We start from the raw sequence: 13,282 nt of genomic DNA on the forward strand, positions 1-13,282 counted from the left end.
TTCAGTCGTTCCAAGCGCGGCTTTGGCGGACGCTCAGGCCTGCCGGCCGTTTCAGGTGATCGTCGTCAAACAGGCCCTGCTCGGTGCCGGTGTGGCATGCGGCGCAGTTGGCAGCCGACTTGACGCTGGGCAGTTGCCAGACGGCGGGCTCGATCTTGTGGTGCTTGCGCTCGAACCAGGCAGACTTCGTCAGGCGGTCTTGTGGCGGTTCTTCGGCCACGCGCTTGTAGGTGCCTGCATGGGTTTGCAGCCACTGGCCGATCTCGGCCACAGTTTTGGCATCGATCGAGGCATCGCTGCCGTAATGCCGGTCCAGCCCTTTCATGATGCGTTGCCACGACTTGGCTGGCAGCATGCCGGGCGGGTAAGCCGTGTGGCATGCCGCACACTCGGCCGTATAAGACGGCAGAACTTTCGCAGGCATGCGGATGCCGTCGGCGTAGGCGCTGGACAGGTTCAGACCAAGCCCCAAGATGCAGACCGTGGCCTGCCCGAGCGGGCGGCGCATGGCCCGCTGTATGGCTTGAAGAAGGGTGTTCATGGGTGATGCTTTCATCATGGGTGCTTTGGTCGCTTCAGGGCTTGAGCTGGATCAGGTAAGCCAGCACATCGGCTTTTTCCTGTGCGCTGCATTCGCGGCTGAACACGTCTTTGCAGTTGCGCTTGAACCATTTGTCGACCTTGGCGGTGTCGGTGAAAGCTTTGGCGTTGAAGGCCGGAGCCAAAGGCGCGATGGCTTTGCCCGTGCTCGCGTGCTTGCCCTGGGCGGTGGGCGGCGTGCCGTGGCAAGAGGCGCACGACCATTCACCGCCCTGGCGTTGGTTGAACAGGGCTTGGCCCCGCTCGGCCTTGGCCGGGGCTCCTGCCTGGGCGGTCCAGTGGTTGAGCTGCTGTGACGGGCTGGTGTCTGCCGCGTGGGCGGTGTGCATGGCCTGCAGGGCGCACAAGCCCACCCAGGCCCAAAAGCGACGGGTGGCGCAAGCGCCGAAAGTGTTGGGGGTGCGCCGTTTCATGGTGTTCTCCGATCAAAGCTTCAAGGGGTGTGTGGCTCGATTGTGTGAAGCCCTGTTTGAACCTGGGCTGAAGCGCTTGTTCATCGGCCGTTCAGCTTTCGTGCGGGACAATCCAAGGGTGAAAACCACCCGAAGCCCCATCAGACCGCTGTCGAATTCGCGCTGGGCCACCTGTGCCCTGCTGGCCTCGCTGATGGTCTGCGTCGCGGTTTGGCATGGCCATGCGCTCGCCAGTGACAAGGGCGACCATGAACGCGCCTTGCAGGCGGTGCAGTCGGGCCAGGTCTTGCCGCTGGCCAAGGTGCTGGCGCTGGTCGAAAAGGCCCACCCGGGTCAGGTGTTGGAGGTGGAGCTGGAGCACGAGAAACAACAATGGCACTACGAGATCAAACTCTTGCAGCCCGATGGCCGCTTGATGAAGCTCCTGGTCGATGCCCGCACGGGCGAGGTCTTGAAGCGCCAATCCCGAAGTGAACGCCGTTGAAAGCGCCATTGAGAATGCAGACCCCAACCCCGTTGAGAAAGTCCCATGCGCATCTTGCTGGTTGAAGACGAACCCACATTGCGAGCGCAACTGCACGCTGGCCTGGCCGAAGCCGGGCATGTGGTGGAGCAGGCCGACAACGGGCGCGACGCCCACTTCATGGGCGAGAGCGAAGACTTCGATGCCGTGGTGCTGGACTTGGGCCTGCCCCTGATGGATGGCCTGACGGTGCTGCAACGCTGGCGCGAAAAGGGCCGCCGAATGCCGGTGCTGATCCTGACGGCACGCGACAACTGGCACGACAAAGTGGCAGGCATCGACGCCGGGGCCGACGATTACCTGACCAAGCCCTTTCACATGGAAGAGTTACTGGCCCGTTTGCGCGCCCTGAACCGGCGGGCCAACGGCATGGCCTCTGCGGTGCTGCGGCTGGGCGATGTGGCGCTGGACACACGCAGCAGCCGCGTGACGGTGCAAGGCCAAACCGTGCCCCTGACCAGCCATGAATACAAAGTGCTGGACTACCTGATGCACCGCCCGGATGCGGTGGTGTCGCGCAGCGATTTGATCGCGCACCTTTACGCCCAAGACTTTGAGCGCGACTCCAACACCATCGAGGTGTTTGTGGGCCGCCTGCGCAAAAAACTGCCCACGCTGACGATCGAGGCCGTGCGGGGTTTGGGGTATCGATTGCGCCAGCCCAAGGTCAAGGCGCCATGAGTTCCGGCCCCCAAGGCCTGATGGGCTCGCTGCGCTTTCGGCTGCTCGCCGCGACCTTGCTCGGGGTGTCGCTGGCCATGGTGTTGGCGGGTGTGGTGCTCAACGGCTTGTTCCATGAGCATGTGATGCGCCAGTTTGAGAAAGGACTGGCGCAACAGCTCGACCAAGTCACCGCCCGTTTGTCGGCCGATGCGCAAGGCCAGCCCCTGATCGACGCCCAGGCCTTGTCCGACCCGCGCTGGCAGCGGCCTTACTCGGGTTTGTATTGGCAACTGGACGATGTGACATCGGCCACAACCCAACTGGGCGTGTTGCGCTCACGTTCTTTGTGGGACACGCAGCTGGCCTTGCCCGCCGATGTGCTGCGCGATGGCGAAATCCACGCGCACGAGTTGTCCGGCCCGGGCGACAGCCGCTTGCGCGTGCTGGAACGCACGGTGCGGCCGCACGAGCAGGTGCGCTGGCGCCTGAGCGTGGCGGCTGACCTGAACGACACAAACGAAGCGGTAGCGGGCTTTCAGCGCATGCTGGCCACCTCGCTGGCGTCGCTGCTCTTGCTCTTGTTGGCGGCGGCTTGGGCGCAAGTGGCTGTGGGCTTGCGGCCTTTGATGGCTTTGCAGCAGGGCTTGAACACGCTGCGGGAAGGCCGCACGACCCGTTTGGCGGGCGACTACCCCAGCGAGGTGCAAGCCTTGGTGGACAACTTCAACAGCGTGCTGGACCGCAACGACGAGGTGGTGGGCCGTGCACGCACACAGGCGGGCAACTTGGCCCATGCCCTGAAAACGCCGCTCACCGTGTTGGACCAGGCCTCGCGTCAAACCAACACGACCAGCCTGGCCCCGCTGGTGCGCGAACAGGTGCAACGGGCCCGGCGGCACATCGACTGGCACCTGGCCCGTGCTCGCATGGCCGCAACCACCGGCCTGCCCGGCCAGAGGGTGCCCGTGGTCCACACGCTGCAAGGCCTGGTGCGCGTGATGCAGCGCGTACACGCCGAACGCGACTTGGCCATCACGCTGGAAGAGGGAGATGAGCGTGTACAGTTTGCTGGGGAAGCGCAAGACCTGCAGGAAATGCTGGGCAATGTGCTGGACAACGCCTGCCAATGGGCGCACAGCGCGGTGCACATTCGTGTGTGGTCCGAGCAGGCTGTGTCTTCAAGCGCATCCCTGGGGAGGTGCCGCGTCGAGATCGAGGACGATGGGCCGGGCATGCCCGCCGAGCAGATGCCCCGTGTCTTGCAACGTGGCGTGCGCCTGGACGAATCGGTGCCTGGCAGCGGCCTGGGCCTGGCGATCGTTCAGGACCTGGTGGCGGTGTACGGCGGTGAGCTGCAATTGCAAACCCCGGCAAAGGGCCGGGGTTTGTGTGTGACCTTGCGATTGCCTGCAGCGTCTGCCTGACAGGCAAATGGGCTGGCGGGTGGACTTTGTCGACGCCCAGCTTGCGGGCTCCTGCACCCGTTAAGTGCTCAAGGCGCCACAGCTTCGATGGCGATGTCGATGCGCACCTCGTCACCCACATAAGGCGCGAACTTGCCGGCGTTGAACTCGGTGCGCTTGATGGTGGTGAAAGCATTCGCGCCCAAAGCGGGCTTTCTCATCATGGGGTGGGGCATGGCCAGGAAATTGGTCACGGTCAAGGTCACGGGTTTGGTCACGCCCTTGATGGTGAGGTTGCCTTCGATGGCCTTGGGCTTGTCACCTTCAAACACCACTTGGGTCGACTTGAAGTTCGCGGTGGGGAACTTGGCGGTGTCCAAAAAATCTTCGCCTTGGATGTGGCTGTTGAAATCGGCAAAGCCCGTGTTCACCGATTTCATGTCGATGGTGATGTCCACCGAGCCGGTCTTGGCCGCGGCGTCAAACACCACTTTGCCGGTGGTGTTGCTGAAGCTGCTCAGCTGTGTGGACAGGCCAAAGTGCGAGTACGAGAAACGTGGGAAGGTGTGCGAGCTGTCCACGTTGTAGGTCACGGGTGCAGCCAAAGCCGAGCCTGCGGCCACAGATGCGAAGGCCAAAGCGGCGGCGAGTTGTTTGAAAGAGGTCATGAAAATACTCCTGTTGAAAAAGTGGGGTTGAGAAAAAAGGGGATGTGGGTTCATTTGCTCTGTGAAGCGGTGATGGAAAAACTCACCTGGATGTCGTTGGCCACCACGTCGAACTTGGCCCACATGCCTTCACCGATGCCGAAGTCACCACGCTTCATGGCAAAACCCCCCGTGAGCAGGCCTTCTTTCCCCTGGACGGTGTGCTTCATCGGAAATTTGACTTCGCGACTTTGGCCTTTGATGCTGAGCGTCCCCAGCACTTCGTATTGGTTGGGCGCGGTTGGTTTGATTTGCTTGCTCACAAACTGGGCTTTGGGAAACGCGGCGGTGTTGAACCAGGACTTGCTCACGACTTCTTGGTCGGCCTCGCCCGAGCCGGTGTCCACACTGGCCAGTTCGACTTCAAAGCTGGCTTTGCCTTGTTCGGCTTTGACCGGGTCAAAGTTGACTTGCGCGGTGAATTTTTTAAAGCGCCCGTCAGCGCTCACACCCATTTGTTTGTAGTTGAAAGTGATGCTGCTCTTGGCAGGCACGATGGATTGGTAAGGCGCGGCCTGGACTTGCCAAGCGATCGTGGCGGCTGACAGGGCGAGGAGGGATTTCAATAGGGTGGTCATGGGGTTCCTTTTGGAGAGGCGTTGAGCCATCGGTGCAGGCCAAACGATATGGGCATTCAGCGGGCGGGCAACATGCGGCGCAAGGTGTCGTCTTTGTGCACGATGTGGTGCCACAGCGATGCCCCGGCATGCCCTGCGATCAGCAGCAACAAGCCCACGTTCAGGGCCCAGTGCAACTGGGCCAATTGATCGCCCAGCGCTTTGTCTTTGGCCAGCAAGTCGGGCAAGGGCAAGACGCCGAACCACACCGTCTGAAAGCCTTTGGCCGAACTCATCAGCCAACCCGTGAGGGGAATCACGACCATCAGCGCATAAAGCACCCAATGCCCGGCGTGCGCTGCGAGTTTCATGGCGCGGGTCATGCCCGCAGGCAGCGCGGGTGGTGGGAACATGAGCCGCCAAGCCAGGCGCAGCCCGACCAAAATGAACACACTCACCCCAGCCCATTTGTGCCACGAGTAGTACTGCAGCTTGTCGGGCGACAAAGGCAAATCGGTCATGTAAAAGCCGAGAGCGAGCATGCCCAAAATCAAAAGTGCCATCAGCCAGTGCAGGCTTTTGGCCACGGCGGTGTAGTGCGTGTTCATGGTGTCCAGTCTCGGGAGAGGGTCAGTGGAAGGCGTAGCCATCCATGGCGATGACGTGGTCGCTGATGCCTCGGAAAAACGCTTCGGCTTGTGCGTCGGCTCCTGCTGCGCCCAAGGCGGTGAAGAGCGGCAGCAGGTGTTCGTCGCTGGGGTGGGCACGCTGGCCAGCGGCTTGTTGGCGGTAGGCCAGCAAGCCGGGCACATCGCGGGCCGCCATGTGGGTGTGGATCCAGTCGGCAAAAGTCTGCACATAAGCGGGTGTGGCACCGCCTTGCATGCGCACCACCATGAAGTCGCGCAGGTTGTGCGTGATGTTGCCGGAGGCCAGCACCAAAATGCCTTGCTGTGCCAGACCGGCCAGCGCCTGGCCTACGCGGTAGGCGTGTTCGGGGCCCAGGTGGCTTTGCACCGACAGCGGCACCACCGGCACGTCGGCGTCGGGGAACATTTGGCGCAGGGGAATCCAGGCGCCGTGGTCCAGGCCGCGCTGGGCGTCTTGCGCCACGGGCAGGCCCGCCGTTTGCAGGGCGTTCACCACTTGGGCGGCCACCTCGGGGCAGCCGGTGGCAGGGTATTGCATCTCGTACAGGCGCGGGTCAAAGCCGCCAAAGTCGTGGATGGTCTCGGGCCGGGTGGCAAAACCGACCGTGGGCACCGCCGTTTCCCAGTGCGGGCTGACCACCACGATGGCGCGGGGCGTGCCCAGCTGCGCCGCCACCTGCGTCATGGCCGCGCCCGCTGCACCGGGGTGCAGGGCAAACATGGGGGAGCCGTGGGGCACAAACAGAACGGGGCGTAGAGCAGGCATGGTGTATGGGTGTGGCGGGGTGCTGGGATGGACTTTAGGCGGGACAGTCGATTTAAAAAAGTAGCCAATCTTCAAATATTTGTTGCAAAATTGGCAACAATGGACAAACTCGATGCGATGCAAACCTTTGTGCGGGTGGCCGAAGCGGGCAGCTTCACCGCCGTGGCCGAGCAACTGCAGGTGGCCCGCTCGGTGGTCACGCGCCAAATTGCGGCACTGGAAAAGCGCTTGCGTGTCAAGCTCATCACGCGCAGCACCCGCAGCCTGACTCTCACGCCCGCTGGCGCGGCTTACCTCGAAAAATGCCGCGTCATCCTGAACATGGTGGACGCCGCCGAGTCCAGTCTGGACGAAGAAAAAGCCGTGCCCCGAGGGCGCATCCGCCTGGGCCTGCCGCTGAGTTTTGGCCTGCAGCGGCTCATGCCCGCCCTGCTCGAGTTTGCCAAGGCGCAGCCGCACATTGAGCTGTTGATGGACTTTTCGGACCAGCGGGCCAATCTGATCGAAGAGGGCATTGACCTGTCGATCCGCATTACCGCCGACCTGCAACCTGGCGACATCGTGCGCACCCTTGGACATTGCCGACTGTTGACCCTCGCCTCGCCCGCCTACCTGTCTGAACACGGCGCTTTGCGCCACCCCGATGAATTGCGCCATCACGAGTGTTTGGTTTATTCCATGAGCCCCAAGGGGGCAAGCTGGCCTTACCGCGTGCAGGGTCAGCTGCAGGCGTTTGCGGTGCGGGGCCGCATCCAGGCCAACAACGGCCTGGCCTTGGTGCAGGCGGCCGCACAAGGCATGGGCATCACCTTGCAGCCCGACTTCATTGCCGAGCCTTTTTTGCAAAACGGCGAAGTGGTCGAAATCCTGCAGGACTTCGAAGCCTCGCGTCTGGGCATTTACGCCGTCTTGCCGAGCAACCGCTACATCCCGCACCGGGTGAATGTGCTGATCGAGCACTTGTCAGCCTTTCTGGCTGGCTCTTGAGGGGTCTGGCTGCTGTCTCGGTGTTGACGGCAGCGCCCGCGTTTCAAGCCACAATCCCCCCATCCTTTTTCACCCCTTTTGAACGCCTGTTTTTTTCGACTGGAAACCGCCATGACTTACCCCAACACCCAACTCTTCATCAACGGCCAATGGTGTGATGCCGAAGGCGGCCGCACACTGGCCGTGTTCAACCCCGCTACCGGCACCGAAATCGGCCGCCTGGCGCATGCGGGCATCCCTGACCTCGAGCGGGCCGCACAAGCCGCCCAAAAGGGTTTCGAGTTGTGGCGCGATGTGCCCGCCAATGAGCGCAGCGCCATCATGCGCAAGGCCGCCGCGCTGATGCGCGAACGCGCCCCGCAAATTGCCGAGCTGCTCACCCAAGAACAAGGCAAGCCCCTGGCCGAAGCCAAGGTCGAAGCCATGTCGGCCGCCGACATCATCGAGTGGTTTGCCGAAGAAGGCCGCCGCGTGTATGGCCGCATCGTGCCGCCGCGCAACATCCACGTGCAGCAACAGGTGCTCAAGCAACCAGTAGGTCCCGTGGCCGCCTTCACGCCTTGGAACTTCCCCATCAACCAGGCCGTGCGCAAGATGTCTGCTGCCTTGGCCACGGGTTGCTCCATCATCGTCAAAGCGCCCGAAGAGACACCTGCTGCACCCGCCGAGTTGATCCGCGCCTTCCACGATGCAGGCGTGCCTGCGGGCGTGATCGGTCTGGTCTATGGCACCCCCGCCGAGATCTCGAACTACCTGATCGCGCACCCCTTGATCCGCAAGATCACCTTCACCGGCTCCACCCCCGTGGGCAAGCAACTGGCCGCCTTGGCGGGCCAGTACATGAAGCGCGTGACCATGGAGCTGGGCGGCCACGCCCCGGTCATCCTGGCCGAAGACGCCGACATTGCACTGGCGCTGAAGACCGCAGGTGCGGCCAAGTTCCGCAACGCGGGCCAGGTCTGCATCTCGCCCACCCGCTTTTTGGTGCACCATAAAATTGCCGACGCCTTTGCGGAACAATTTGCCGCACAAGCACAAGCCCTGAAAGTGGGCGACGGCCTGACCGCAGGCACCCAAATGGGCCCCTTGGCCAACGAGCGCCGCTTGGCCGCCATGCAGTCCATCGTGCAAGACGCCCGCGCCAAAGGCGCCAAGGTGCTCACGGGTGGTGAGCGCATTGGCACACAGGGCAACTTCTTTGCGCCCACGGTGCTCTCGCATGTGCCGCTCGATGCCGACGTGGTGGTCAACGAGCCCTTTGGACCGATCGCCGCGGTCCGCAGTTTCGAGAACATCGACGACGCGATTGCCGAAGCCAACCGCTTGCCTTTTGGTCTGGCCGGTTACGCCTTCACCAACTCCATGAAAACCATGCACCAGCTCAGCCAGCGTTTGGACGTGGGCATGCTGTGGGTCAACCAGCCTGCCGCGCCTTGGCCCGAGCTGCCTTTTGGCGGCGTCAAGGATTCGGGCTACGGCTCAGAAGGCGGCCCCGAGGCGCTGGAGGCTTACCTCAACAGCAAGACGGTCTCGATCTTCAACGCCTGACCACCATGGCCGTGGTGCGCATCCTGGTCACTGGCTTTGAGCCCTTTGATGGGCAAAGCCTCAACCCGTCTTGGGAGGTGGCGCGGGCCTTGCACGGCTTGCAACTGCAGGGTGAGCAGGGTGCTCAGGTCACAGCGGTGCAACTGCCCTGTGTGTTTGCGACGGCCCTGCCCACTTTGCAACAGGCCCTGGCACAGCACCGCCCAGACATCGTGCTGGCGCTGGGCCAGGCCGAGGGTCGATGCGACTTCTCGGTGGAGCGGGTGGCCATCAATGTGCAGGACGCCCGCATCCCCGACAACGCGGGGGCGCAGCCCATCGATGTGCCGGTGATCGCTGGGGGGCCAGCGGCCTACTTCAGCACCTTGCCCATCAAGAGCCTGGTGGCGGGTTTGAAGGCGGCAGGTTATCCGGCCTCGGTTTCACAAACCGCGGGCACCTTTGTCTGCAACCAGGTGTTTTATGCCCTGCAGCACACGCTCGCTGGGCTGGGGGTGCACAGCGGCTTCATGCATTTGCCGCTGCTGCCCGAGCAAGCCGCGCAGTGGAAAGGCCCAACCCTGCCCAGCTGGCCCGCCCCTTTTCAAATCGCAGGGGTAACCCAGGCCTTGGCCTTGCTGGTGGCGCAGCGCCAGCAAAAACGGGGGGACGCGGCCATCACTGGCGGCACACTGAACTGAAGCCGCACGGTTGGGCCCACGGGCGGGGCTATCCCGCTGTTTTGGCGTGCCAACGCACAGACGCTGATGGCGGTTTTCACGATCATGGGGCTACAGACAAAACTACAGGAGCCCCCATGCATCCACACAACATTTGCCGGTGCGTGATCGCCAGCATCCTCAGCATCACCGCTTCGTCTTGGGCGCAGACTTCGGTGGGTTTGGGCCGCGCCGATTCCAAAGACAACTGCGCCAGTTGCCATGGCGCATCGGGCAGGGGCGATGGTCCGGTGCATTCGTTTTTGGTCAAGTCCCCTTCGGACCTGACCACCATCACCCAGCGCCATGGCGGCAAGTTTCCGCAGGAGTTGATGTGGGAGGTGATCGACGGCCGCTGGTCAGGCGAGACCGGGCCGCACGGCTCGCGCGAGATGCCGGTCTGGGGCAAGGAGTTCAAGGCACGCGCCATGACGGTGCCGGGCGACTCGGCCACCACCGCCGAGTGGTCGGCACGCAACCGCATCGTGTCCTTGCTCAAGTACCTAGAGACGATCCAGCGGCCTTGAACGCTTGGCTTGTCATTGCCGGGTCCATGCGCTGGCGTGCGCGGGCGGCCACGCCCGTGTCGGCAAAAGCCCAGGCCAGCGACGCACCCATGCCTTGCAAGGCCGTGCGCACCGCCGCCTGCTCCAGCGGGCAGCTGGGTTCGCGCCCCAGCATCTCCAGCGCCCAATCGGGCAACATCTGAAACGCCGCCCGCACGATCAGGCTCACCAAGGGCCGGTCTAGGGGCGCACACGGGTAATGCTCAATCAGAGCAATCGTCTCTCGCGTGCGCTCGTCCACCCGCAACTCGGGCCGATAGGCTTGCAGCTGCGTGAGGGCCTGATGGCGTGTCATGGGCAGGTCGATGGCGCCCAGCCGCTGGCCAACTTGTGCCATTTCGGCAAAGTACAGGTCTTGCCTGTTGGTGGGCAAAGGCTGCAGCGACAGGTCTTGGTAGGCCCGCAAAAAACTCGTGGTCTCGCCAAGATGCACCCATCGGATCAGTTCCGGGTCATTGGCCACATAGGGCGTGCCGTCGGGCAGTGTGCCGCGAATGTGCGCATGGATGCGGTTGACCCGCTCGATGGTCAACAAAGCCGCCGCCGTGCCGCCATAGGTGGTGGTGGCCACAAACAAGGCGGTGCGCCCCAGCCGCGCCTGCAGCTGGGTGCGAAAACTCGAGTGATCCCACACAGCGGCCAATGCCCGGGGATGCAAGGCCTGCAGCATCAGCGAAGACAAGCCCCCGGTCATCATGGCCACAAAGTGCGCGTGCACCTGCCAGGCGGCCGAGTCGGGCCCAAACAGACCGGGGTCACCCACAGGCTGCAAAAAGTCCCGTGTATCGCCCGTGGCCCCGGTCATGGCCCGCACGCGCTGGCCCAGCTGGTCCTTGATCTGCGCTTCGATCTGCGTTTGCAGCTGGGCGAGCAAGGGCGATTGAAAAAATAATGGTCTGGCCATGGCCTGCTGGTTTGGAAAACCCCGAGTGTGGTTCAGCGGGCGCTGCCGTGCAGGATCAAGGGCAATGACCTGTGCCAGAACGCCTTGGGTCGAGCGAATAACCCGGCACAAAACAAGCCCATTACATGAACACTGGGTCTGCACCCCTGGCCATGGCCGAACATGCAGGGTTAAATTTTGGAGACCTTATGGCCTGGCTGGACTTTTTGAAAAACGGCAATGAACTGAGTGAACTGCTGATTGAGGGCAACAATCCTTACGGCGCTCAGCTGCTCAAGCAAGCCGATGTGGACCAGATGCGCAACCACATCCAGCCCGACGAGCGGGTGCTGGGCTATGTGCTGGGCCGCGTGGTTTTGTCCGGCCGTGGCCTGTGGTTGCTGACCGACCGCCAGCTGCTGGTCTCAGAAAACGACACGGGCACCTTGGTGCACCACTTTGCCCTGAAAGACATCACCCAGGCCGAATGCGTCAAAGGCAAGTACGGCTACACCCTGCGTGTAACCGCCGCTGGCCAGCAGCGCAGCGTGTACGGTGCATCCAGCCACCTGGCCGCGGTGTTTTACCGCGCTTTGGGCCAAAAAGTCTCTTGCAGCCCTGTGTACAAACCCACCGCGCTGGACGCCGACGACGTGGCCGAAGTGGTGCATCACTTCTCGGACGCCGCGCTGCGCCTGCAACCTGTGGCCCTGGTCAACGCCGATGCCCGCGCCCTTATCGCCCAATTGGCCCAAGATGCTGCCAACCAAGGCTGGCTGCAGGCCAGCGAGGCCAGCCAAGTGCGCCAGGCCGAAGCCGCGCACTGAGACTCAAGGCCGACTGGGCTCGATCCGTTGGAGGTCGAAGCCCCGGTCGTGCAGTCTGCCCAGCAACTCCTGGTAGGTGGCTGCTGGCATTTGTGGCGTGCGCGATAGGATCCACAGGTAGTCTCGATCAGGCTCACTCACCACCACCCATTGGTAGTTCGGGTCTAAGTCGATGATCCAGTAATCACCCCAAACCATGGGGATGAAGGACAGCCACTCGGGGGCAAAACGCACCTTGAGCCGAGGGGAATTGGGTCCGCCGATTTGGCGTGCCGCACCCAGCGCCTCGCTCCATTCCCCCTTGTCGGTTTTGCAGCGGTTGAGCACCTGCACCCGGCCATCGGCTTGCAGCGTGTAGGTCGCCTGCGTACTGCTGACGCATTTTTTCTGAAACCAATTCGGGTATTTGGCGATCTCGTGCCAAGTGCCCATGTAGCGCGGCACGTCGACCGAGGGCACGGTTTGCAAAGGCGCGGGCTCGGCCTGCACCGGCCCCGTGGCCGCACAAACCATCACCACCAAGGTCAGCCATGCTGCGGCCATTCGATTCGAAGCAGATAGACCTGCTCCTCGGCCAGCAGCGTTCTTCGGAAGGGTGGAGTTCATGGGTTTGTCCTGTGTGGGGTGTTTGCGGTGAGCTTGCCACAGCGCCCGCTGCTGTTCTGTCTGCTACACCACGATCGGGGTCAGTGCGCCGTCCATGCTCATGCAAATGCCGGTGACGTAACTGGCCTTGGACGAGGCCAAAAACAGCACCGCGTTGGCGATCTCTTCGGGCTCGGCCATGCGGCCCAGCGGGATTTTGGCGACCGACTGCGCCTTGACCTGTTCGGGGCTGATGCCCTGGAGTCGGGATTCAGCGGCCAGGCCCTCGTTCAGACGGTCGGTCAGGGTCAGGCCCGGGTTGACCGCATTCACGCGGATGCCCTGCCCGCCATAAGCGGCGGCCATGCCTGCGCTCACCAGCATCAGCGCCGCATTGGCCGCGCCGCCGGGCAGGTGAATGGGGCTGGCCACTTTGCCGCCGTTGCCCACCACGTTCACCACCGCGCCCTGCCCGCGTGCGGCCATGCGCTGGATGCACGGTGTGAGCATGTGGATGGTGGTGAAGTACTTGGCCTGCATGGCGTCGGCAAAGGCCTCGGGCGTGAGCTCTGAGGCCGGTGTGCGTTTGGCCGCGCCTGCTGAATTGACCAGCACGTCGACGGGGCCGAACGCGGCTTCGGCCTCGCTCAGGGCCACCAGTGCGGCCGAGGCATCGCGCAAATTGGCGGCCACGGTGTGGATGCGTTCGGCGGGAAACGCGGCTTGCAGCTGAGCGCGGGCGGCGTCCAGGTTGGCGCTGTCGCGCGAGACCAGGCTCACGCGTGCGCCTTCGGCCAGAAAGCCCCGCGCACAGGCCAGGCCAATGCCTTTGCTGCCGCCGGTGATGAGGATGTGCTTGTCGCTTAAGTGCAGGTCCATGGGGTGCTTCTCTGATGAAATCAAAAA

The 13,282-nt window shown here is 63.1% G+C and carries 17 protein-coding genes; 8 read left to right on the plus strand and 9 right to left on the minus strand.

What is annotated here, in order from left to right:
* Position 1: 1 nt before the first annotated feature.
* Both L63ED372_RS13165 and L63ED372_RS13170 read right to left on the minus strand, forming a co-directional pair.
* Positions 2-541: a diheme cytochrome c gene (locus L63ED372_RS13165; RefSeq protein ID WP_082431801.1), complete on the minus strand. Its 540-nt coding sequence runs from the start codon at positions 539-541 to the stop codon at positions 2-4.
* Between the two features lie 34 nt (positions 542-575).
* Positions 576-929, minus strand: coding sequence for a DUF1924 domain-containing protein (locus L63ED372_RS13170; protein ID WP_062408109.1), 354 nt, complete (start codon positions 927-929; stop codon positions 576-578).
* A gap of 202 nt (positions 930-1,131) precedes the next feature.
* On the opposite strand from L63ED372_RS13170, the gene L63ED372_RS16240 reads away from it, so the two are divergent.
* The 3 genes from L63ED372_RS16240 to L63ED372_RS13185 are packed head-to-tail and all read left to right on the plus strand — an operon-like array spanning position 1,132 to position 3,623.
* Positions 1,132-1,497 (plus strand): PepSY domain-containing protein, encoded by a 366-nt coding sequence (locus L63ED372_RS16240; RefSeq protein WP_231624499.1) that lies wholly within the window; start codon positions 1,132-1,134, stop codon positions 1,495-1,497.
* A 45-nt stretch (positions 1,498-1,542) separates the two neighbouring features.
* Positions 1,543-2,217: a response regulator transcription factor gene (locus tag L63ED372_RS13180; protein ID WP_062406467.1), complete on the plus strand. Its 675-nt coding sequence runs from the start codon at positions 1,543-1,545 to the stop codon at positions 2,215-2,217.
* Positions 2,214-3,623 (plus strand): ATP-binding protein, encoded by a 1,410-nt coding sequence (locus L63ED372_RS13185; RefSeq protein ID WP_062406470.1) that lies wholly within the window; start codon positions 2,214-2,216, stop codon positions 3,621-3,623. The genes L63ED372_RS13180 and L63ED372_RS13185 overlap by 4 nt, the downstream gene beginning before the upstream one ends.
* 68 nt (positions 3,624-3,691) lie before the next feature.
* On the opposite strand, the gene L63ED372_RS13190 is transcribed toward L63ED372_RS13185, so the two are convergent.
* Genes L63ED372_RS13190 through L63ED372_RS13205 form a run of 4 tightly spaced genes read right to left on the minus strand, consistent with a single transcriptional unit; the run spans position 3,692 to position 6,282 of the window.
* Positions 3,692-4,270 carry a YceI family protein gene (locus L63ED372_RS13190; protein WP_062406473.1) on the minus strand — a complete coding sequence of 193 codons (579 nt, stop codon included), beginning with the start codon at positions 4,268-4,270 and terminating at the stop codon, positions 3,692-3,694.
* Positions 4,271-4,320: 50 nt separating this feature from the next.
* A complete protein-coding gene (locus L63ED372_RS13195) occupies positions 4,321-4,887 on the minus strand; it encodes a YceI family protein (RefSeq protein ID WP_062408111.1) in 567 nt (188 codons plus the stop codon).
* Between the two features lie 56 nt (positions 4,888-4,943).
* Positions 4,944-5,474 (minus strand): cytochrome b, encoded by a 531-nt coding sequence (locus L63ED372_RS13200; RefSeq protein ID WP_062406476.1) that lies wholly within the window; start codon positions 5,472-5,474, stop codon positions 4,944-4,946.
* Between the two features lie 22 nt (positions 5,475-5,496).
* Positions 5,497-6,282, minus strand: a complete 786-nt coding sequence (locus L63ED372_RS13205; RefSeq protein WP_062408112.1) for a dioxygenase family protein — start codon at positions 6,280-6,282, stop codon at positions 5,497-5,499.
* A gap of 99 nt (positions 6,283-6,381) precedes the next feature.
* Between L63ED372_RS13205 and L63ED372_RS13210 the strand changes: the two genes are divergently transcribed.
* The 4 genes from L63ED372_RS13210 (at position 6,382) to L63ED372_RS13225 (ending at position 10,042) form a co-directional block, all read left to right on the plus strand.
* Positions 6,382-7,269: a LysR family transcriptional regulator gene (locus tag L63ED372_RS13210; RefSeq protein ID WP_062406481.1), complete on the plus strand. Its 888-nt coding sequence runs from the start codon at positions 6,382-6,384 to the stop codon at positions 7,267-7,269.
* A 111-nt stretch (positions 7,270-7,380) separates the two neighbouring features.
* Complete coding sequence (locus L63ED372_RS13215) at positions 7,381-8,817, plus strand: NAD-dependent succinate-semialdehyde dehydrogenase (protein WP_062406483.1); 1,437 nt, start codon at positions 7,381-7,383, stop codon at positions 8,815-8,817.
* 11 nt (positions 8,818-8,828) lie between these two features.
* Complete coding sequence (gene pcp / locus L63ED372_RS13220) at positions 8,829-9,497, plus strand: pyroglutamyl-peptidase I (protein WP_197275370.1); 669 nt, start codon at positions 8,829-8,831, stop codon at positions 9,495-9,497.
* A 116-nt stretch (positions 9,498-9,613) separates the two neighbouring features.
* Positions 9,614-10,042, plus strand: coding sequence for a c-type cytochrome (locus L63ED372_RS13225; protein ID WP_062406490.1), 429 nt, complete (start codon positions 9,614-9,616; stop codon positions 10,040-10,042).
* On the opposite strand, the gene L63ED372_RS13230 is transcribed toward L63ED372_RS13225, so the two are convergent.
* Positions 10,011-10,985 (minus strand): oxygenase MpaB family protein, encoded by a 975-nt coding sequence (locus L63ED372_RS13230; protein WP_062406493.1) that lies wholly within the window; start codon positions 10,983-10,985, stop codon positions 10,011-10,013. The genes L63ED372_RS13225 and L63ED372_RS13230 overlap by 32 nt on opposite strands.
* 125 nt (positions 10,986-11,110) lie before the next feature.
* Between L63ED372_RS13230 and L63ED372_RS13235 the strand changes: the two genes are divergently transcribed.
* Positions 11,111-11,791, plus strand: coding sequence for a hypothetical protein (locus tag L63ED372_RS13235; RefSeq protein WP_156343630.1), 681 nt, complete (start codon positions 11,111-11,113; stop codon positions 11,789-11,791).
* A gap of 3 nt (positions 11,792-11,794) precedes the next feature.
* Here L63ED372_RS13235 and L63ED372_RS13240 read toward each other — a convergent pair whose 3' ends face one another.
* Positions 11,795-12,304 (minus strand): lipocalin family protein, encoded by a 510-nt coding sequence (locus tag L63ED372_RS13240; RefSeq protein WP_231624620.1) that lies wholly within the window; start codon positions 12,302-12,304, stop codon positions 11,795-11,797.
* 156 nt (positions 12,305-12,460) lie between these two features.
* Positions 12,461-13,255 (minus strand): SDR family oxidoreductase, encoded by a 795-nt coding sequence (locus L63ED372_RS13245; RefSeq protein WP_062406502.1) that lies wholly within the window; start codon positions 13,253-13,255, stop codon positions 12,461-12,463.
* Positions 13,256-13,282 lie beyond the last annotated feature (27 nt).

Origin of the sequence: Limnohabitans sp. 63ED37-2 (assembly GCF_001412535.1) — a bacterium.
In the GTDB taxonomy this organism is placed as follows: Bacteria; Pseudomonadota; Gammaproteobacteria; order Burkholderiales; family Burkholderiaceae_C; genus Limnohabitans_A.

Bases quoted from the DNA above. Each gene is read 5' to 3' on its own strand.
- L63ED372_RS13165 (WP_082431801.1), bottom strand. From the start codon at position 541: ATGAACACCCTTCTTCAAGCCATACAGCGGGCCATGCGCCGCCCGCTC.
- L63ED372_RS13170 (WP_062408109.1), bottom strand. From the start codon at position 929: ATGCACACCGCCCACGCGGCAGACACCAGCCCGTCACAGCAGCTCAAC.
- L63ED372_RS13180 (WP_062406467.1), top strand. From the start codon at position 1,543: ATGCGCATCTTGCTGGTTGAAGACGAACCCACATTGCGAGCGCAACTG.
- L63ED372_RS13185 (WP_062406470.1), top strand. From the start codon at position 2,214: ATGAGTTCCGGCCCCCAAGGCCTGATGGGCTCGCTGCGCTTTCGGCTG.
- L63ED372_RS13190 (WP_062406473.1), bottom strand. From the start codon at position 4,270: ATGACCTCTTTCAAACAACTCGCCGCCGCTTTGGCCTTCGCATCTGTG.
- L63ED372_RS13195 (WP_062408111.1), bottom strand. From the start codon at position 4,887: ATGACCACCCTATTGAAATCCCTCCTCGCCCTGTCAGCCGCCACGATC.
- L63ED372_RS13200 (WP_062406476.1), bottom strand. From the start codon at position 5,474: ATGAACACGCACTACACCGCCGTGGCCAAAAGCCTGCACTGGCTGATG.
- L63ED372_RS13205 (WP_062408112.1), bottom strand. From the start codon at position 6,282: ATGCCTGCTCTACGCCCCGTTCTGTTTGTGCCCCACGGCTCCCCCATG.
- L63ED372_RS13210 (WP_062406481.1), top strand. From the start codon at position 6,382: ATGGACAAACTCGATGCGATGCAAACCTTTGTGCGGGTGGCCGAAGCG.
- L63ED372_RS13215 (WP_062406483.1), top strand. From the start codon at position 7,381: ATGACTTACCCCAACACCCAACTCTTCATCAACGGCCAATGGTGTGAT.
- L63ED372_RS13225 (WP_062406490.1), top strand. From the start codon at position 9,614: ATGCATCCACACAACATTTGCCGGTGCGTGATCGCCAGCATCCTCAGC.
- L63ED372_RS13230 (WP_062406493.1), bottom strand. From the start codon at position 10,985: ATGGCCAGACCATTATTTTTTCAATCGCCCTTGCTCGCCCAGCTGCAA.
- L63ED372_RS13235 (WP_156343630.1), top strand. From the start codon at position 11,111: ATGAACACTGGGTCTGCACCCCTGGCCATGGCCGAACATGCAGGGTTA.
- L63ED372_RS13240 (WP_231624620.1), bottom strand. From the start codon at position 12,304: ATGGTTTGTGCGGCCACGGGGCCGGTGCAGGCCGAGCCCGCGCCTTTG.
- L63ED372_RS13245 (WP_062406502.1), bottom strand. From the start codon at position 13,255: ATGGACCTGCACTTAAGCGACAAGCACATCCTCATCACCGGCGGCAGC.